This is a genomic window from Micromonospora sp. NPDC047753, assembly GCF_040642735.1.
Lineage (GTDB): Bacteria > Actinomycetota > Actinomycetes > Mycobacteriales > Micromonosporaceae > Micromonospora.
Genome location: NZ_JBEYSL010000060.1, coordinates 1 through 20565, shown reverse-complemented (window position 1 = coordinate 20565; position 20565 = coordinate 1). Strand labels below are relative to the sequence as shown.

General features: G+C 70.9%; 11 protein-coding genes and 1 pseudogene. 7 read left to right on the top strand and 5 right to left on the bottom strand.

Annotated features, from left to right (window positions below; all coding sequences use genetic code 11):
* From ABZ749_RS08045 to mce, 4 genes are all read right to left on the bottom strand, one after another.
* Positions 1-1879: hypothetical protein (locus tag ABZ749_RS08045; RefSeq protein WP_357224164.1), on the bottom strand; the 1879-nt coding region annotated here is incomplete at its 3' end.
* A 177-nt stretch (positions 1880-2056) separates the two neighbouring features.
* Positions 2057-3322, bottom strand: a complete 1266-nt coding sequence (locus ABZ749_RS08040) for a DivIVA domain-containing protein (RefSeq protein ID WP_091405818.1) — start codon at positions 3320-3322, stop codon at positions 2057-2059.
* Between the two features lie 307 nt (positions 3323-3629).
* Positions 3630-4985, bottom strand: coding sequence for a crotonyl-CoA carboxylase/reductase (ccrA, locus tag ABZ749_RS08035; RefSeq protein WP_357224167.1), 1356 nt, complete (start codon positions 4983-4985; stop codon positions 3630-3632).
* 331 nt (positions 4986-5316) lie between these two features.
* Positions 5317-5793, bottom strand: coding sequence for a methylmalonyl-CoA epimerase (gene mce, locus ABZ749_RS08030; RefSeq protein WP_355008997.1), 477 nt, complete (start codon positions 5791-5793; stop codon positions 5317-5319).
* Between the two features lie 61 nt (positions 5794-5854).
* Here mce and ABZ749_RS08025 point away from each other — a divergent pair, with 61 nt between their 5' ends.
* From ABZ749_RS08025 to ABZ749_RS08000, 6 genes and pseudogenes are all read left to right on the top strand, one after another.
* Entirely contained in the window at positions 5855-7054 is a 1200-nt protein-coding gene (locus tag ABZ749_RS08025; RefSeq protein WP_357224161.1) for an acetyl-CoA C-acetyltransferase, read from the top strand.
* Positions 7051-8052 (top strand): methylmalonyl Co-A mutase-associated GTPase MeaB, encoded by a 1002-nt coding sequence (meaB, locus tag ABZ749_RS08020; RefSeq protein WP_355008995.1) that lies wholly within the window; start codon positions 7051-7053, stop codon positions 8050-8052. The genes ABZ749_RS08025 and meaB overlap by 4 nt, the downstream gene beginning before the upstream one ends.
* A gap of 94 nt (positions 8053-8146) precedes the next feature.
* Entirely contained in the window at positions 8147-8548 is a 402-nt protein-coding gene (locus tag ABZ749_RS08015; protein WP_357224158.1) for an Asp23/Gls24 family envelope stress response protein, read from the top strand.
* 220 nt (positions 8549-8768) lie between these two features.
* Positions 8769-10457 (top strand): methylmalonyl-CoA mutase family protein, encoded by a 1689-nt coding sequence (locus ABZ749_RS08010; protein ID WP_357224155.1) that lies wholly within the window; start codon positions 8769-8771, stop codon positions 10455-10457.
* A gap of 169 nt (positions 10458-10626) precedes the next feature.
* Positions 10627-11550 carry a tetratricopeptide repeat protein gene (locus ABZ749_RS08005; RefSeq protein ID WP_357198581.1) on the top strand — a complete coding sequence of 308 codons (924 nt, stop codon included), beginning with the start codon at positions 10627-10629 and terminating at the stop codon, positions 11548-11550.
* Positions 11551-11619: 69 nt separating this feature from the next.
* Positions 11620-12585 (top strand): annotated as a pseudogene (locus ABZ749_RS08000) (arginase family protein); the annotation flags it as partial.
* 595 nt (positions 12586-13180) lie between these two features.
* Here ABZ749_RS08000 and ABZ749_RS07995 read toward each other — a convergent pair.
* Positions 13181-15145 carry a penicillin-binding transpeptidase domain-containing protein gene (locus ABZ749_RS07995; protein ID WP_357224151.1) on the bottom strand — a complete coding sequence of 655 codons (1965 nt, stop codon included), beginning with the start codon at positions 15143-15145 and terminating at the stop codon, positions 13181-13183.
* A 289-nt stretch (positions 15146-15434) separates the two neighbouring features.
* Here ABZ749_RS07995 and ABZ749_RS07990 point away from each other — a divergent pair, with 289 nt between their 5' ends.
* A complete protein-coding gene (locus tag ABZ749_RS07990) occupies positions 15435-20516 on the top strand; it encodes an NAD-glutamate dehydrogenase (protein ID WP_357224149.1) in 5082 nt (1693 codons plus the stop codon).
* Positions 20517-20565: the final 49 nt, after the last annotated feature.

Below are 20565 nucleotides of genomic sequence, written 5' to 3'. Positions count from 1 at the left end.
TCGGACTCGCCCGGCTCCTTCGCGCCCGGCCAGGGCTTCGCCACCCGGGAAGCCAGCACCCGGAGGCCGCGCCCGACCCGGCGCCTGCACCCGACCCGGCGTCCGCGCCGGCGGTAACGCTCGCGCCGTCGTCCCCACCACCGGGTACGCCTTCGCTCGCGCTGGCGTCTCCGGCCGGCGCGGTCGGGCCGTCGATCGGACCGGCGACACTCTGCAACCGCAGCTCGGACATCTGACGCTGGAGCTCGTCGGACTCCTGCCGGGCCTTCCACGTCTCCTGCCGCAGATCCGCCAACTGCTGCTGGGCCTGGGCGATTTCCAACATCACCTGGGCCAACTGCTGACGACCCGCCGCAGACTCCTGCTGGGTCGCCGCCAGGTGCTGCTGGGTGGTGGCCAGGTGCTGCTGCGTGGTGGCCGCGTACTCCTCGAACTGCCGCCGGGACGCCGCGACATGCTCGTCGGCCTTGCGGCGCTTGTCGCTGGCCTCGGCCTCGGCCCGGCTCAGCAGCTCGGCGGCCTCCGCCTCGGAGCGCTGGCGCAGCCCGGCCGCGTCCTGCTCGGCCGCCTGACGGATGCCGGCCGCGCCCTGCTCGATCTCGTCCTTGCGAGCCGTGTACTCGCTTTCCAGCTCGTTCTTCCGGGTGGAGTATTCGGTTTCCAGCTCGTCCCGACGGGTGGTGAACCCGGTCTCCAACTCCTGCTGACGGCTGGCGAGCCCGGCCTCCAGCTCCTGCTGGCGCGACGCGTGGTGCTTGTCCAACTCGTCGCGGCGCTTGGCGAACTCCTGCTCGGCCGCGGACCGTCGCTGCGCCAACTCCCGATCGGCCGCCTCCCGACGGGAGTTGACCTCCTGCTCCACCCCGGCCCGCCACGCGCCCAGCTCCTGCTGGGTCTGCGCCCGGGTGTGCTGCACGTACGCCTCGGTCTCGGTGCGCATTCGCTGTACGTACGCCTCGGTCTCGGCGCGGCTGCGCTTCGCCGATTCGGTGGCCTGCGTCGTCAGCCGCTCGGCCTCCTGCTGCGCCTTGGCGCGGGTCGCCCGACCGGCCATCGACGCGTCGTCGATGATCTGCTTGGCCTCCTGCTGCGCCTTGGCGTGGGTGGCTCGCCCCGCTTCGGTCGCGGTGTCGGTGAGCCGCTTGGCCTCCTGGAGCGCCTTGGCGTGCACCTCCTTGGCCGCGTCGCGCAGATCGCTGGCCTCCTGCCGGGCGTTGGCCAGCGTCTCGCGGGCCGTCTCGCGCAGCTTGGTGGCCTCCTGCTGGGCCCGAGTGTGGATCTCCTTGGCGGAGTCCCGCAGTTGGGTGGCCTCCTGCTGGGCCTTCGCCAGAGCGTCCTGCGCGGCCTTGCGCAACTGCGCCGACTCGTCCTTCGCCGACCGCAGGGCGGCGTCCGCCTCGGCCCGCTGCGCGGCGCTGTGCCGCTCCTCCTCCGCCCGTCGGGCGGCGAGGGCGAGTTCGAAGTCCTTCAGTGCCCGGTCGGCCTGCTCGCGGGCCTCCTCGATGATGTGCTCGGCAGCGGCCCGCCGGGCCTCGATCTCGCCGTTCGCGTCGCCGAGGATCTCCTCCGCCTGTTCCTCGGCGAGAGCGAGGATCGACTCGACCCGTGGACCGAGGTGCCGGAACGACGCCCGGTCGACCACGTTCATCTGCTTGCGCACCTGGGTCAGGTCGCGCTGGAGAACCTCGACCTGGCCGGCGAGCTTGTGGATCTGTGTGTACGCCTGTTCCCGTTCGGAGGCGAGGGTCGCGATCTCGTGCTCAGCACGTGCGACATAACGGTCGACCTGTTTCTTCTCGTACCCCCGCAGAGCGGACTCGAAGCTGGGCTCCGTCGTCACGTCCCCGCCGAGAGCGAACAGTTCCTCGCCGTGCGACATGCCCCCATCCTCACACGCAACGGGCCCTGCTGGGGCGATACGGACGGGCCATGTGGGAGCTACTTCACTCCGTTGCGGCCAGCGCACACCACGGGTGAGGAAACGCATACGGCGCGAGGTGGCACCGGTTACCCGGTGTCACCTCGCGCCGTCGATGCCCCTACCTGACGCCTCGCGTCAGCCGGCGGTCTCCGCGGGCACCCGCTCCTGACCACCATCGGTCTTCTTTGCTGCTTCCGGCTTGGCAGCCGGAGCGGCCTGCGCCGGCATTCCCGGAACGATGCCGGCGAGACCGGAGAGCATCTGACCCAGCTGCGACGTGACAGCGTCCTTCTGCCGGGTGAGGTCCTCGACCTCGCGGCGGGCGGCCTGCGTGGTCAGCTCCGCCTCGGTGCGGGCCTCGGTGAGCAGGCGCTGCGACTCGGCCTTCGCCTCGTTGAGGGTCTTCTCCGAGTGGGCCTTGGCCTTGTCGACGGTCTCGGCCGCGTTGCGCTCCGACTCGACCCGCCGCGCCTCGGCGCGCTGCTCGATCTCCTTGGCCCGCTCCTGCGCGGCCCGGGCACGCTGCTCGGCCTCGCTGACCATCTTCTGGGTCTGCGCGACCTGGGCGGCGTGCCGCTCGGACTCCTCGCGCTCGGCCTTCTCCCGACGCTCGGCCAACTGGAGCTCCAGGGCCTGCAGGTCCTTGTCGCGCTTGTCCCGCGCGTCGGTGAGCAGCTTGGTCGCCTCGGCGCGCTTCTCCTCAGCCTCGCGGGCGGCCTTCGCCCGCTGCTGGGTGATCTCCCGCTCGGCGGTGGCACGCAGGGTGGCGACCTCCCGCTCGACTGTCGACTTCAGCTCGGCCACCTCGTGCGCGGTGACCGTACGCAGCTGCTTGGTCTCCCGGTCGGCGTCGGCGCGCAGCGTGTCGGCCTCGCGGCGAGCCTGCACCCGGACCTCGGCGGCCTCGCGCTCGGCGGCCGTGCGCAGGTTGCCCGCCTCGCGCTCGGCGCTCGCCTTCATGGCGGCGGCCTCGGCGCGGGCCTTGTCGGTGATCTCGCGGGCCTCGAGGCGGGCGGCGGAGAGGATGCCCTCCGACTCGCGCTTGGCCTCGTTGCGGTGGTCGTTCGCCTGCTCCTCGGCGAGCCGCAGGATCTGCTCGACGCGCGTGCCGAGCCCGGAGAGGGTGGGTCGGCTGTTCTCTTCGAGCTGCTTGTTCGTGTCGGTGAGCTTCTGCTCCAGCGCACTCATGCGCTGCTCGGCCTGGCGGAGCCGACGCTGGGCGTCGTTCATCCGCTGCTCGGCCTCGGCACGAGCCTGCTCGGACTGGGTCAGCGCGGCGGTCATCCGGCCGAGGAAGTCGTCGACCTGATGGGTGTTGTATCCGCGCAGGCCAACGGTGAAATCTGGCTGCGAGTTCGCGTTATCGAAGAACGCGAGAGGGGAGGACTGCTGCTGGGGCATTGGGACATACTGGCAGACGCCCCAGGGTGCTTCGCAAGAGCGGTGCGAAGCTTTCGTGCCCTCTTTACATGGTCAACACTCGCGATCGGCGAGGTTGGACCAATCGGCGATCTTGGCAGGTCCCGGCCTGTCGGACGCCACGCAGCGTGACGCGGAAAAGGGCCCCGGGGTTACCCCGAGGCCCTTTGTTCGATCCGGGTGACTTATCCGCTAATGAGGGCGGAAGAACAATGAGCGATCAGCGCAATGGTCATCCGGCGTTCCACCGTCCGGCCGGGACCGCCCCGGCGCTCCGGATGCCGGGAGGTCAGTGACCCCGGAACCGGTTGATCGCGTCCTCGTGCCGGGCCCGCAACTCTCCGTCACGAACGCCCAGCCCGTCAGTGGGTGCGAGGCAGCGCACGCCCACCTTGCCCTGGTGGGCGTTGCGGTGCACCTCGTACGCGGCCTGGCCGGTCTGCTCCAGCGGATAGGTGCGGGACACCGTCGGGTGCACCTTGCCGAGCGCGACTAGGCGGTTGGCCTGCCACGCCTCGTGGTAGTTGGCGAAGTGGCTGCCCACGATCCGCTTGAGGTGCATCCACAGGTAGCGGTTGTCGTACTGGTGCAGGAAGCCGCTCGTGGAGGCGCAGGTGACGATGGTTCCACCGCGTCGGGCCACGTAGACGCTGGCGCCGAACGTCTCCCGGCCCGGGTGCTCGAACACGATGTCCGGGTCCTCGCCGCCGGTCAGCTCGCGAATCCGTTCGCCGAAGCGCCGCCACTCGTCCGGGTCCTGGGTCTCCTCGTCCTTCCAGAAGCGGAAGCCCTCCGCGGCCCGGTCGATGACCAGCTCCGCGCCCATCCGGCGGCACAGCTCGGCCTTCTCCGGCGAGGACACCACGCAGACCGGAATCGCGCCGCCGTTGAGCGCCATCTGGGTGGCGTACCCACCGAGGCCGCCGGAGGCGCCCCAGATCAGCACCACGTCACCCTGCTTCATGTTGGCGCCGTGGTGCGAGACGAGCTGCCGGTACGCGGTGGAGTTGACCAGCCCGGGACTGGCCGCCTCCTCCCAGCTCAGGTGCCGCGGCTTGGGCATCAGCTGGTTGGCCTTGACCACCGCCAGCTCGGCCAGCCCGCCGAAGTTGGTCTCGAAGCCCCAGATCCGCTGTTGCGGGTCGAGCATCGTGTCGTCGTGCCCGGCCGCGTCCTCCAACTCGACGGAGAGGCAGTGCGCGACCACCTCGTCGCCGGGGGCCCAGCGGGTCACCCCGGGGCCGGTGCGCAGCACCACGCCCGCCGCGTCCGAGCCGACCACGTGGTATGGCAGGTCGTGCCGGCGGGTCAGCTCGGAGACCCGGCCGTAGCGCTCCAGGAACTTGAAGGTGCTCACCGGCTCGAAGATGCTGGTCCACACCGTGTTGTAGTTGATCGCGCTGGCCATCACCGCTATCAGCGCCTCGCCCGGGGCCAGCTCCGGCGTCGGCACCTCCTGCACGTGCAGCGCCTTGCGCGGGTCCTTGTCCCGGGTGGCCATGCCGTCGAACATCCGGGACTCCTCGGCGCGGACCACCACGCCCCGGTAGCTCTCCGGTACGGGCAGCCCGGCGACGCCGGCGAGTTCGCGGTCCGGATCGTTCGATTCCTCCGCCGCCATGATCGCTTCGAGGATGTCCTGCACGGTGACCTCCGGTTCTTCCGCACCCGCACGGGCCCGGGTGCTGCCATCGTCGGCGCCGGTGGGCACGACCGCCATGTCGGCATTCGACACATCCGGCACCGGTCGCGCTCCTGTGGGGCCGGACGTTACTGAACGGTAGCTAGGCCGGGAAGTCCTCTGTGAAAAACTGCATCCGCCGATGCGTGAAGGTGTCCAGCCACCCCGCCAACCGCGCACTGACGTGCGCGCGCCTCGGCCTCCAGCGCCCGCCACCCCTCGTTGATCAAGAGCGTTAGGTCATCTGCGCGGGGCGGGATGACGCAAACCTCTTGATCAACAGGGGTGGGGTGGGTCAGTGGGGAGTGGGGGCGGGTTGGACCAGTTCTACGAGGACGCCGCCGGCGTCCTTGGGGTGCACGAAGTTGATCCGGCTGTCGGCGGTGCCACGCCTCGGAGTCGCGTAGAGCAGGCGCATGCCGCGCTCGCGTAGCGCCGCGCAGGCCGCGTCGATGTCCACGACCGTGTACGCGACCTGCTGCACGCCCGGCCCGTTGCGGTCCAGGAACTTCGCGATCGTCGACTCCGGGGTGAGCGGGGCGAGCAACTGCACGCAGCCGCCCTCGGTGGTCGGTCCGACGGCCAGCATCGCTTCCCGGACGCCCTGCTCGGTGTTGGTCTCCACGTGCACGCAGCGCATCCCGAACGTCCGCTGGTAGAAGTCGATCGCGGCGTCCAGGTCGGCCACGGCGATCCCGACGTGGTCAATCTTGCGAAGCCCGATGTCTGTGACGTAGTCCGCACCGGGCTCGACGGGGGAGTTCTCTGCCATGGCGCTAGTCTGGCCGAACAATCGTTAAGGCGTACAGCTCGGCACCCCTTCGGAGGCAGGCATGGCTTCGGTGATCGTCAGCGGCGCGCGGACCCCGATGGGCCGGCTGCTGGGCAACCTCAAGGACCTCCCGGCCACGAAGCTCGGCGGGATCGCCATCAAGGCCGCGCTGGAGCGTGCCGGCGTCAGCCCGGACCAGGTCCAGTACGTGATCATGGGTCAGGTGCTGCAGGCCGGCACCGGTCAGATCCCGGCTCGGCAGGCGGCGGTCGAGGCCGGTGTGCCGATGTCCGTGCCGGCGCTGACCATCAACAAGGTCTGCCTCTCCGGCCTGGACGCGATCGCCCTGGCCGACCAGCTGATCCGCGCCGGCGAGTTCGACATCGTGGTGGCCGGCGGCATGGAGTCGATGACCAACGCCCCGCACCTGCTGATGGGCCAGCGCACCGGCTACAAGTACGGCGACGTGGTGGTCAAGGACCACATGGCACACGACGGGCTCAGCGACGCCTGGGACTGCTGCTCGATGGGCGAGTCGACCGAGCGGCTCGGCGCCCGGCACGGCATCTCCCGCGCGGAGCAGGACGCCTTCGCCGCCGCCAGCCACCAGCGGGCCGCCGCCGCCCAGAAGAACGGTCACTTCGCCGACGAGATCGCCCCGGTGGTCATCCCGCAGCGCAAGGGTGACCCACTGGTGATCACCGAGGACGAGGGCATCCGTCCGGACACCACAGTCGAGTCGCTGGCCAAGCTGCGCCCCGCCTTCGCCAAGGACGGCACCATCACCGCCGGCAGCTCGTCGCCGATCTCCGACGGCGCGGCCGCGGTGCTCGTGATGAGCAAGGCCAAGGCCAAGGAGCTGGGGCTGACCTGGCTGGCCGAGATCGGTGCGCACGGCAACGTGGCGGGCCCGGACAACTCCCTGCACTCGCAGCCGTCCAACGCGATCAACCACGCCCTGAAGAAGGGCGGCCTGAGCGTTGCGGACCTGGACCTCATCGAGATCAACGAGGCGTTCGCGCAGGTCGGTGTCCAGTCCACCCGTGACCTCGGGATCAGCCCGGACAAGGTCAACGTCAACGGCGGCGCGATCGCGCTGGGGCACCCGATCGGCATGTCCGGCGCGCGTCTCGTCCTCACCCTCGCCCTCGAGCTGAAGCGGCGCGGCGGTGGCACCGGCGCGGCCGCGCTGTGTGGCGGCGGTGGCCAGGGCGACGCGCTGATCATCCACGTGCCGGGCAAGGCCGAGACGGACCAGTGAGCGAGACTGAGCACGTCCCGGCGGCGGGCACCACGTCGGTGCGCCGCAGCCGGGACGTACCGCTGCTGGTCGAACGGGCCCGCACGGGCGACCCCCGGGCGGTGGCTCGCCTGATCACGTTGGTGGAGAACGGCGACGCGCTGTTGCCGGAGATCGCCGCGGCGCTGGCGCCGTACGCCGGGCAGGCCCAGGTGGTCGGGCTGACCGGTTCGCCAGGGGTGGGCAAGTCGACCACCACGAACGAGCTGGTCCGCGCGCTGCGGGCGCGCGGGCACCGGGTGGGCGTGCTGGCGGTCGACCCGTCCAGCCCGTTCACCGGCGGAGCGATCCTCGGTGACCGGGTGCGGATGCAGGACCACGCCACGGATCCGGGCGTCTACATCCGGTCGATGTCCAGCCGGGGGCACCTCGGCGGGCTGGCCGCGGCCACACCGCAGGCGGTCCGGGTGCTGGAGGGCGCCGGCTGCGACGTGGTGCTGGTGGAGACCGTCGGCGTCGGGCAGGCCGAGGTGGAGGTCGCCTCGCTCGCCGACACGACGCTGGTGCTGCTCGCACCCGGGATGGGCGACGCGATCCAGGCGGTCAAGGCCGGCATCCTGGAGATCGCCGACGTGTTCGTGGTCAACAAGGCGGACCGGGACGGCGTCGACGCCACCGTCCGGGACATCCAGGGCATGATCGCGCTCGGCGAGCGCGGGCCGGGGCAGTGGCGGCCCCAGGTGGTCCGGTCCGTCGCCGCGCGGGGCGAGGGCATCGACGACATCGCCGCCGCCATCGACAAGCACCGGGGCTGGCTGGTCGAGCACGGCGAGCTGCGCCGCCGCCAGGAGACGCGGGCCGCCGCCGAGATCGAGGCGATCGCGCTCGGCACCCTCCGCGCCCGGATCGGCTCACTTCGCGACGGTACGGAGTTGGCCACGCTCGCCACCAGGGTCGCCGAGGGCGCTACCGACCCGTACACGGCGGCGGACGAGTTGCTCGCCCAGCTCGCGCGCTGACCGTCCACCGGGGACGTCCGGGGGCCACCTCGTCCTTGTAGGCTCGCACCGCCCCACGGCGGTGGGGCCGGTGCGAGGAGCAGGGGGAGCGGCTATGGACCACGAGGCGACGCAGGAGCTGACCACGGCGTCGGTGCCCACCGGCGGGACGACGCACGTCTCCGACGAGGTGGTCGAGAAGATCGCCGTCGCGGCGGCCCGCGCGGTGCCCGGCGTGGCCGATCTGGGCGGCGACGTGGCCCGGTTCTTCAACTCGGTCCTCGACCGGGTCGGGTTGGACCAGGTTGGCGACGCTCGGCGCGGCTGCTCGGCCCACGTGACCGGGGACGCCGCCGTAGTCAACCTGGTGCTGGTGATCCAGGCCGGTCAGCCGGTGCCGGAGATCACCAGCCAGGTGCGGGCCCGGGTCACCGAGGCGGTGGAGGCGTACGGGCTGCGGGTCGACGAGGTCAACATCCGGGTCGACGACGTGGCGATGGGCGGGCCTGCGGCGTAGCCGATGGCCGGAGAGGTGCAGGCTCTACAGCGCCATCTTCCCAGTCGATCATGCAGTCGTGGTGGCCAGTTTGGCCCCGGCTGCGGGATTGTGCACCACCACAACTCCATGATCGACGCGGTGGCTGCCGTTACTCGCCGGTACGGCCTGACTTAGCGATCGTTCAGGTAGGGGCCTTACACTCGACAGGCAGTCGAGGACCCGAGGAGGAGCCCTGCTCATGGACGCCGACGAGATCGACGCCGGACGGGCGCGCTGGCAGGCCCGGTACGACGCCGCGCGCAAGCGGGACGCGGACTTCACCACGCTCTCCGGCATGCCGGTGGAGCCGGTGTACGGCCCGCCGGAGGGCGCCACCTATCCGGGCTTCGAACGGATCGGATGGCCGGGCGAGTATCCGTACACCCGGGGTTTGTATCCGACCGGCTACCGCGGTCGGACCTGGACCATTCGGCAGTTCGCCGGCTTCGGCAACGCCCAGCAGACGAACGAGCGCTACAAGATGATCCTCGGCGCCGGCGGCGGCGGGCTCTCGGTGGCGTTCGACATGCCGACGCTGATGGGCCGCGACTCGGACGACCCGCAGGCGCTCGGCGAGGTCGGCCACTGCGGCGTCGCCATCGACACCGCCACCGACATGCAGGCGCTCTTCGACGGCATCGACCTGGCCGACGTCACCACCTCGATGACCATCTCCGGCCCGGCCGTGCCGGTGTTCTGCATGTACCTGGTCGCCGCCGAGCGGCAGGGCGCCGACCTGTCCAAGCTGGACGGCACCCTGCAGACCGACATCTTCAAGGAGTACATCGCGCAGAAGGAGTGGCTCTTCGACCCGGAGCCGCACCTGCGCCTGATCGGCGACCTGATGGAATACTGCGCCGCCGAGATCCCGCGCTACAAGCCGCTGTCGGTCTCCGGCTACCACATCCGCGAGGCCGGCTCGACTGCGGCGCAGGAGCTGGCGTACACCCTGGCGGACGGCTTCGGCTACGTCGAGCTTGGTCTTTCGCGGGGGCTGGACGTGAACGTGTTCGCGCCGGGGCTTAGCTTCTTCTTCGACTCGCACCTCGACTTCTTCGAGGAGATCGCCAAGTTCCGCGCCGCCCGCCGGATCTGGGCCCGCTGGTTGCGTGACGTCTACGGCGCGACCAGCGAGAAGGCGCTGTGGCTGCGGTTCCACACGCAGACTGCCGGGGTGTCGCTGACCGCGCAGCAGCCGGTCAACAACGTCGTACGGACCGCCGTCGAGGCTCTCGCGGCTGTGCTCGGTGGCACGAACTCGCTGCACACCAACGCGCTGGACGAGACCCTGGCGCTGCCCACCGACGAGTCGGCCGAGATCGCCCTGCGTACCCAGCAGGTGTTGATGGAGGAGACCGGCGTGGTCAACGTTGCCGACCCGCTCGGCGGCTCCTGGTACGTCGAGGCGCTGACCGACAAGATCGAGGCCGAGGCGGAGGAGATCTTCGCCCGGATCCGGCAGCTCGGCGGAGACGGGCCACACCAGATCGGCCCGATGACCTCGGGCATCCTGCGCGGCATCGAGGACGGCTGGTTCACCGGGCACATCGCCGAGTCGGCCTTCGTCTACCAGCAGGCCCTCGAAAAGGGCGACAAGAAGATCGTCGGGGTCAACTGCCACACCGGCACGGTCGCCAAGGAGCTGGAGATCCTGCGCATCTCGCACGAGGTGGAGCTGGAGCAGCGCCGGGTGCTCGCCGAGCGCAAGAGCGGGCGGGACGAGGAGGCGGTGCGCGCCGCGGTGACCCGGATGATCGCGGCGAGCCGTACCGACGAGAACATGATCCCCGCCATGCTCGACGCGGTGCGCGCCGAGGCCACGTTGGGCGAGATCTGCGACGCCCTGCGAGCCGAGTGGGGCACCTACCGAGAGCCAGCCCGCTTCTGAACCCCCACCCCGTCGATCTTGCAGTTTCTGCAGTGCCATAAGGCATGAATGCGGCATAGCGGCGACAGAAAGTGCAAGATCGCGGGGGTGGGGCGTGGGGCGTGAGAGTTGCAACGTCGGGGTTGCGGGTGAGCTGAGAATCCGGGCTCACGTGCGAGACTAGGTAACCATGAGCGACCCACGGATCACCTCGTCGATCTTCACCCGCGGCGCGGTCGACCTCAGCACGCTGCGTGGCCCCGCACCAGCAAGTACCCGCCCCGGCACGCCCCCGCAGGGCGGCCCGTCCAACGGCGCCCCCGGCGCGCCCACCGCCGGCGGTGACACCGCCATCGTGGACGTCACCGAGGCGACCATCCAGTCCGACGTGCTCGAACGCTCGATGGCCACGCCCGTCGTCGTGTTCTTCGGTGCGGCCGGCTTCCCGGAGAGCGACGAGTTCGCCCCGGTCCTGGAGCGGCTGAACGCCGAGGGCGGCGGCACCTGGGTGCTGGCCCGGGTCGACGTGCAGGAAAATCCCCGAATCGCCCAGATGTTCCGGGTGCAGGGCATCCCCATGGTCTACGCGGTCGTCGGCGGCCAGCCGGTCGACGCCTTCTCCGGAGTTGTTCCCGAGGCTCAGCTGCGGCAGTGGATCCAGGCAGTACTCAAGGCCGGTGGCGTGGCAGTCGCCGAGCCGGAGGACCCCCGCCTCGACGAGGCGGACGACGCGCTGATGAGCGGCGATCTGGACGCCGCCGAGCAGGCGTACCGGAAGATCCTCGCCGACGCCCCGGCGGACGCCGCGGCCACGGCGGGGCTGGCCCAGGTCGGAGTGGCCCGCCGGGTGGCCGGCGCCGACCCGTCCGCCGCGCTGGCCGCCGCCGAGAGCGCCCCCGACGACGTCGCCGCCCAGCTGCTGGCCGCCGACATCGAGGTGCTCAGCGGCCTGGCCGAGCAGGCGTACGCCCGGCTCGTCGGTCTGGTCCGGCGCACCGCCGGTGAGGACCGTGAGACGGTTCGCCAGCACCTGGTCTCACTCTTCTCCATTGCCGGCCCGGACGATCCGGCGGTCGCCTCGGCGCGTCGGGCTCTGGCCAGCGCCCTGTTCTGAGTTCGTAGCACGCCAGCGCGGGCCGGCGTTCCGGCCGGCCCGCCCGACCACCGAGGACGGGAGCTCACGATGCGCCGGATCGCCGTCCTCGACGCGCCGACAAATCTCGGTCTACGGCCGCCGACGCCCACGTCGGTCCCGGGTTGCGCCAAGGCGCCCGGGGCGCTGCGCGACCACGACCTGCTGGCCCGGCTCCGCGCCCGCGACGCCGGCTGCGTCACCCCCGCCCGGTACGACCCGGGCGACTGGCGGCCCGGCGACGGGGTGTGTCACGCCAGGGAGATCGCCGACTACTCGTTGGCCCTCGCCGAACGCATCGGCTCGATCATCGACCGGGGCGAGTTCCCGGTGGTGCTCGGCGGCGACTGCTCCGTGCTCCTCGGCTCGGCCCTGGCCATGCACCGCCTCGGCGAGGCCGTCGGCGGGCGGATCGGGCTGGTCTTCGTCGACGGGCACTCCGACTTCCGGCACCCCGGCAACGCCTCCTACGTAGGCGCCGCAGCCGGTGAGGACCTGGCTCTGGTCACCGGGCGAGGGCAGGCCGACCTGGCCGCGCTGGAGGGCCGCCGGCCCTACTTCCGCGACATCGACGTGGTGGTGCTCGGCATCCGGGCCCAGGACGAATACCGGCTCGACCTCCAGGCCGCCGGGATCACCACCCGACCGGTGCCGGCGCTGCGCGCCGAAGGCGCCGCCCGGACGGCCCAGTGGGCGCACGAGCAACTCGCCGACTGCGCGGGCTACTGGGTGCACATCGACGTGGACGTGCTCGACCCGGCGGTGATGCCCGCCGTGGACGCCCCCGACCCGGGTGGAATCGCCTTCGCCGAGTTGGAGATCCTGCTCGCCGGCCTGGTCGACACCCCGCACTGCCTCGGCGTGGAGCTGACCGTCTTCGACCCCGACTACGACCCGGACGGCTCGTACGCTGCCGAGATCGTCAACACAGTGGTCGCCGGTCTGGCGCCGGTGACCGCCCCGGAGGCAGTGCCGCCCCGACTGCTGGCGGCACGGCCGACGCCCTCCCCGCGGCGCGGCAACGGCCGGACCGCGACCGTCACCGAGCGTCCCGACCGTGCCGAGCGGCTCGACGGGCTGGTTGGGCTCGACGGGCTCGACCGTGCTGAGCGGGTTGCGCGGCGTGAATCACCCACTGGCAACGACCCCGCTGACATCGACCACGCCGATAGCGGGCCTGCTGCGCTCGGGTCTGCCGATGACGGCCCTGCCGACGTCGGTGTCCCCGACATCGGTTCGTCGGTGAGCACGGTGCCGTACGACGTCCCTGTCGAGGGGGAGTCACCCGGCACTGGCGGACGGGCCCACTCCGAGCCGTCGGGCGTCGCGGCCAGCATCGCGTCCCTGGTTGACCGCGAACCGGTCGGCCCGCCGGCGTCGGCCGGCCCAGGTCTTCTCCGACGCACCACCCCGTCGAGCCAGAACACGTCCGAAAGGCACGAGGCCGACACCGCCTGACCCGGTCCTCGGCCGCAGGGCCTTGATCGACTCGGTTTCAGGGAATCCGGGGTGTCCGAGTGGCTCGGACACCACAGTTTCAGCGAAACCGAGTGGATCAAGGCCCTGCGCCGGGCGATGGCCCGACGCCCGGCGGGGCCTCCAGGTGGTGGGGTCAGGGGGTGGGGAGAGCGCGGAGGAAACGCTCGGCCATGGGGACGGCCGAGGCGGTGCTGGCCCCGCCCTTCTCCACGAAGACGGCGAACGCCACGTCGCCCCGCCAGCCGACGAACCAGGCGTGGGTGTGCGCCGGGTTGTCGTCGTACTCGGCGGTGCCGGTCTTGCCGTACACCTCGCCCGGCACGTCCTTGAGCGCGCTGCCGGTGCCGGCGGTGACCACCTCGCGCATCATCGTGCGCAGCGCCGCGACCGACTCCGGCTTGAGCTGCTCGCCCGCCGGGGCCGGCTTGGCCGGTGCCGGGTCGATCAGCAGCTTCGGCTGCTCGAAGCGGCCGCGGGCGACGGCGGCGGTGGCGCCGGCCATGGCGAGCGGGCTGACCAACGTGGTGCCCTGCCCGAACGACGCGGCGGCCTGCTCGGCGAGGCTGCCGCCCGTCGAGACCTTGCCGGTGAAGGCGTCCGTGCCGAGATCCCACTGACCCTCCAGGCCCAGCGAGCGACCGGCGGCGGCCAGCCCGTCGCCGCCGAGCTTCGGGGCCAGCGCGGCGAACGCCGTGTTGCAGGACTTGGCGAAGTCGGTGCGGAACGGCACCGAGCCGAGCTCGAAGTTGTCCGAGTTCTTGAAGGACCTGCCGTCCACGGTGAAGGTCTTCTTGCAGTCCACCGGCCCGTCCAGCGTGACCGCGCCCCGGTCCAGCAGGCCCAGCGTGCTGACCATCTTGAAGGTGGAGCCGGGAGGCACCTGGGCGTCGAAGGCCAGGTTCTGCCCGGCCGGACCGGGGCCGTTCGCGGCGGCGAGCACGGCGCCGTCGCTGATCCGTAGCGCCACCAGGGCGGAGCGGCGCGGCTCGGCGCGCAGTGCCCCGTCGGCCGCGTTCTGGACGGCGACGTCCAGCGTGGTCTTCAGCGCCTGCCCGGGCTGCGGCTCCCGGCGGAACAGCTCGGCGCCGGTGGGTTCGAGTTTGCCGCCCTCGGCCGGACGCTCGACCACCACGGTCAGCCCGGGGCCGCCGCGCAGTCGCTCGTCGTAGCGGCCCTGTAGACCGCCGTGCCCGACCAGGTCGCCGACGACGTACCGGTCGGGATGCGCGGCGAGGTCGTCGGCCTGCGCCGGGTCGACGGTGCCGAGCAGCGCACGGGCGAACTCGCGGGTGGGCGCCAGGTCGATCTTGTCAGTGACGAACTTGGTGCCGGGCAGGTCGTAGATCCGGGGCTTGATCTGCCGGTACGCCTCCTCGCGCAGCGACACCACCTCGACGAAGGCACCCGGCTCGGCCTTGGCCACCCTCTCGGGCAGATCGGCCAGGTCGACGCCGGGAACCAGCGCCGGGCGGATGGCCTTGAACGCCGCGTCGAGGTCCTTGACGAGCTTCTTCAGGTCGGCGACCCCGTTGGGCTGCACACCCACCCGGACCACGGTGCGCGGGGTCACGAGTGGCTTCCCGGCGTTGTCCAGCACGGCGGCGCGGGCACCGGCGTCGCGACGCAGCGCCAACCGGTCACCCTTGGTGAGCTGCTCGTGCACCACCGTCGGCTCCCAGATCACCTGCCACTGGTCGTCGCCGCCGTGGGCGAGCCGGACCTCCCGGTCGTACGCCCATCGGGCCTGACCGGGCAGGGCCCACTCCACCTGGACGGTGGTGGTCGCGATGTCCTTCGTGATCTTCGGCTCGCCGCGACGCGTCAGCGTGGGCGGGGTGGCCGCCAGCTCACCGGAGAGCTCCTTGATCTCACGTGCGACGTCCGCCGACGGCAGTTTCGAGCCGAGCGGGTCGATCAGACCGACCGCCTGGAGGTCACCGCTGCGCCAGCCCGCGAGGAAGGCGTCCACGGTGCGTTGCGGCCCGTCGTCACCGGAACAACCGACGAGGACACCCGCCGCGAGCAGCGCCGTGGTGACGCCGGCGGCAAGCCGGCGGGCGGGGTTCGGCCGGTGGGGCCGGGGGTACGACAAGGGCATGAAGCTGGTCCTTCCGATCTCGGACTGCCCTCGCACGGTAGTACGGGAACGCCGTCCCCAACGTCCCGCAGGTGCTCGGCCGCGCTCAAAGACGAGCCGCACCCGTGTGATGAACATCGCGTGGCGGGGTATCCCGCAGCCGGCCTACCTCGGACCCGCAACGGGTGAAAGGACAAAGTCCCGATCCGGACGTCTGGCCAGTGGTCCGCCGACGAAGGCGCACAACGGCAGGGCCTAGGCTGGGCGGCAGAGTGACCCACAACGCGGTGGGTCGAGGGGAGTGGCACCGATGGACCGGCGTCCGGCGATCAAACCGGAACCCGACCTCCGGCAGGATGACTCCGGCCGGGACGATGACAGCTTCGATTCGGCGACCGACGGGGACGGCTACGGCCGACTCGACACGGGAGTCACCGGGCTGACCGGGTCGAGCATCGACACCATCTACGATCTGGGTCTGCCAGCCGAGGCGCTGGCCGACGACGTGGAGGACGCCGAGCTCGACGAACCCGTTCCCAACGCGGAGCGCCTGGTGGCCCAGGCCGTCGCGCTCGCCGGGGACGACCACGACGCGGCGACACTTGTCGGCCGTTTCTGGCGGTTCGCCCCGGACGAGGAGCTGGTCGGCTTCACGGCGGAAGAGATGCTCGACGCGGCCCGGGCACACCGGGATCTCGCCCAGCAGCGGGTACCGGGCGAGTTGAAGCTGCGGATCCACGAACCGCACGCCGACCAGCACCACACGGTCGTCGAGATCGTCACCGACGACATGCCGTTCCTGGTCGACTCGGTGACGGCGCTGCTCAACTCGTACCACCTCGACGTGCACCTGCTGGTGCACCCGTTGGTGGTGGTGCGGCGGGAGCCGCTGGGCCGACTCACCGAGGTCTCCGCGGATGTGGAACCGGACGACGCGATCGCCGGCGACATCATCGAGAGCTGGATGCGGATCGAGATCGACCCGGTCCGGGACGCTGCCGAACGGGACCGGTTGCGCCGCGAGTTGCAGCGGGTGCTCACCGACGTGCGGGAGGCGGTCGAGGACTGGCCGAAGATGCGTCAGCGGGCCCTCGCACTCGCCGACGAACTGGCGTCCGCCCGTACCTCTGACAACCGCCCACCGGTGCCGGAAAAGGACATCACCGACTCGGTGGAGTTGTTGCGGTGGCTCGCCCAGGACCACTTCACCTTCCTCGGCTACCGCGAGTACCGGTTGGTGGACGCCGACGGCGGCGACGCCGCCGACCCGGTCGAGGGCAAGGCGTTGGAGGCGGTGCTCGGCACCGGTCTGGGCATCCTGCGCTCCGATTCGCCGGATGCGCGGTCGCTGTCCTCGATGACGCCCGAGGCGCACGAGAAGGTGCTGGAGAAGCGCCTCTTGATCATCACCAAGGCGAACTCCCGGGCCACCGTGCACCGCTCGGCGTACCTGGACTACATCGGCTTCAAGATCTTCAACTCCGCCGGTGACGTGATCGGTGAGCGGCGGTTCCTCGGGCTGTTCTCGACGGCCGCCTACCGGACCAGCGTCCGCGAGCTGCCTGTGGTACGCCGCAAGGTGGCCGAGGTGCTGGACCGCTCCGGTCTGAGCCAGCGCAGCCACTCGGGCAAGGATCTGATCCAGATCCTGGAGACCTACCCGCGCGACGAGCTGTTCCAGATCAAGACCGACGACCTGTACCACGCGGTGGTCGGCGTGCTGCGGATGGCCGGCCGACGGCAACTGCGGGTGTTCCTGCGCCGGGACGCGTACGGGCGGTTCATCTCCTGCCTGATCTACCTGCCCCGGGACCGGTTCACCACCCAGAACCGGCTGCGCATGCAGGACATCCTGCTGCGTGAGCTGAACGGTGTCGGGGTGGACTACACCACCCGGGTCACCGAGTCGATGCTGGCTCGGGTGCACTTCATCGTCCGCACCGACCCGACGCGGCCACCCGGCGACATCGACGCCGACCTGCTCGCCGAGGAGTTGGCCGACGCCACCCGACTGTGGGACGACGACTACCGGTTGGTGCTGGAGCGCAAGCTCGGCGACGAGCAGGCCAAGCACCTGTTCACCCGGTACGCCGACGCCTTCCCGGAGGGCTACAAGGACGGGCACACGCCGTACGAGGCGATGAAGGACCTGGCGAAGCTGGAGCTGCTGGAGGAGCCCGGCCAGCTGGAGATGCACCTGTTCCGCAAGCAGTTGGCGCCGCGGCCGGGCACCCGGGTGCCGGGAGCCGACCTGGCTGAGGCGATGGACGTCCGGTTCAAGGTCTACCGGTACGGCGAGCCGATGATGCTCTCCGCCGTGCTGCCGGTCCTGCACTCGCTCGGCGTACGGGTGGTCGACGAGCACCCGTACGAGGTGGACCGGATCGACGGTCGGGTCTACCTGTACGACTTCGGCCTCATGCTGCCCGAGGGGCATCACGAGCTGGCCGAGGTGCGCCCGCACGTCGAGAACGCCTTCGCGGCCGCCTGGCGCGGCGAGGCCGAGGTGGACCGGTTCAACGAGCTGGTGCTGCGCGGCGGGCTGACCTGGCGGCAGGTGGTGGTGCTGCGGGCGTACGCGAAGTACCTGCGGCAGGCCGGCACGGTCTTCTCGCAGGACTACATGGAGCAGACCTTCATCGCGTACCCGAAGCTCGCCGCGTTGCTGGTGGAGCTCTTCGAGACCCGGTTCGCGCCGGGCGAGTTGAGCGCCGAACAGCGCCAGCAGCGCAGCGGTGAGCTGGTGGAGACGATCCGGGGCGCGCTGGACGACGTGGCGAGCCTGGACCAGGACCGGATCCTGCGCTCGTACCTGACGCTGATCGAGGCGACCCTGCGGACCAGCTTCTACCAGAAGCGCGCCGACGGGCGGCCGAAGGCGTACGTGGCGTTCAAGCTCGACCCGCAGGCCATTCCGGACCTGCCCGCGCCGCGACCGAAGTTCGAGATCTTCGTCTACTCGCCGCGGTTCGAGGGTGTGCACCTGCGGTTCGGGCCGGTGGCCCGGGGCGGGTTGCGGTGGTCCGACCGTCGTGAGGACTTCCGGACCGAGGTGCTGGGCCTGGTGAAGGCGCAGATGGTGAAGAACACCGTGATCGTGCCGGTCGGCGCCAAGGGCGGCTTCGTGTTGAAGCAGAAGCCGGGCGACCGGGACGAGGCGGTCGCCTGCTACCAGGAGTTCGTCGGCGCGATGCTGGACGTCACCGACAACATCGTCAGCGGGCAGATCGTGCCGCCCGAGGACGTGGTCCGGCACGACAGCGACGATCCGTACCTGGTCGTGGCGGCCGACAAGGGCACCGCGACGTTCTCCGACATCGCCAACGAGATCTCCAAGGCCCACAACTTCTGGATGGGCGACGCGTTCGCGTCCGGCGGATCCGCCGGCTACGACCACAAGAAGATGGGCATCACCGCCCGGGGCGCCTGGGAGTCGGTCAAGCGGCACTTCCGGGAGCTGGGTCTGGACACCCAGGCCCAGGACTTCACAGTGGTCGGCGTCGGCGACATGTCCGGCGACGTGTTCGGAAACGGGATGCTGCTCTCCGAGCACATCCGGCTGGTGGCCGCCTTCGACCACCGGCACATCTTCCTCGACCCGGAGCCGGACGCCGCCACCTCGTACACGGAGCGTCGACGGCTGTTCGACCTGCCCCGCTCCTCCTGGGAGGACTACAACCCGGAGCTGATCTCGGCAGGTGGCGGCATCTTCCCGCGTACCGCGAAGTCCATCCCGATCACGCCGCAGGTCCGGGCGGCGATCGGCCTGGACGACGACGTCACGCAGTTGTCGCCGCAGGACCTGATGAAGGCGATCGTCACCGCTCCGGTGGACCTGTTCTGGAACGGCGGCATCGGCACCTACGTCAAGGCCTCCACGCAGACCAACGCCGAGGTGGGCGACAAGTCCAACGACGCGATCCGGGTGGACGGGCGCAGCCTGCGCTGCCGGGTGGCGGGCGAGGGCGGCAACCTGGGCTGGACCCAGCTCGGCCGGATCGAGTACGCGTTGACCGGTGGCCGGATCTACACGGACTTCATCGACAACGCGGCCGGGGTGGACACCTCCGACCACGAGGTGAACATCAAGATCCTGCTCAACACGGCGGTGGCCGATGGTGAGCTGACCATGGCCGACCGGGACGAGTTGCTGGCCGGGATGACCGACGAGGTCGCGGAGCTGGTGCTGCGCGACAACTACGACCAGGCTCGGGCGATCAACAACGCCCAGGCCCAGGCCGCCTCGCTGCTCCCGGTGCACCGTCGGATGATCAACGAGCTGGAGCGTTCGGGCGGATTGGACCGCGCGTTGGAGGCGCTGCCGCCGGACGAGGAACTGGCGGTCCGCAGCGAGTCCGGGCTGACCGCGCCGGAGTTCGCCGTGCTGCTCGCGTACGTGAAGATCGTCCTTGAGCGGGAGATCCTCACCGACGGGTTGGCCGACGAGGAGTGGACGACCGACGTCCTGGTCAACTACTTCCCGACGCCGATGCGCGAGCGGTTCGCCGACCGGATGGGCCGGCACCGGCTGCGCCGGGACATCGTCACCACGGTGCTGGTCAACGAGGCGATCAACCGGGGTGGCATCTCGTTCATCTTCCGGGTGGTCGAGGAGACGGCGGCCAGCGCGGCCGACGTGATCCGGGCGTACGTGGTGGTCAGCGAGGTGTTCGGCCTGCGCGACCTGTGGGACGAGGTCGAGGCGCTGGACAACAAGGTGGCGCCGGAGCTGCAGACCAGCGTCTACCTGGACACCCGTCGACTGCTCGACCGCGCGGTGCGGTGGTTGGTCTCCAACCGGCGCTCGCCGATCGACGTACCGGCCGAGATCGCCCGGCTGCGCGACGGGGTCACCCGGCTGCTGCCGGGGCTGGAGGAGCTGTTCTACGGCAACGAGCGCCAGGGCATCGCCGCGCACATGGACTCGATGACCGAGCGTGGGCTACCCCGCGAGCTGGCGGAGCGGGCCACCCGGCTGATGTACAGCTTCGGTCTGATGGACGTGGTGGAGACCGCGAACGCCAGTGGGCGGGACGTCAGCGAGGTGGCCTCGGTCTACTTCGTGCTGTCCGACCTGTTCCGGGTGGACTCGCTGTTGTCGAAGATCTCCCTGTTGCCGCGGGAGGACCGCTGGCAGACCCTTGCGCGGATGGCGCTGCGGTACGACCTGTACGCCGCGCTCGCCGCGCTCACCGCGGAGGTGCTCGACTCCACCCCGGGCGACCTGCCGCCGCACGAGCGGGTGCAGCAGTGGGAGCAGTCGAACGCCACCTCCATCCACCGCGCCCGACGGGCGATGGGTGAGTTCGACGAGTCACGGGCGGATCTCGCCGCCCTGTCGGTGCTGCTGCGCCAGATCCGCACCCTGGTGCGGACCTCCGCGGCAGCCTGAGTCAGGTACGCCGGACGCGGTCCGGCCGGTCGGGGTGACCCGACCGGCC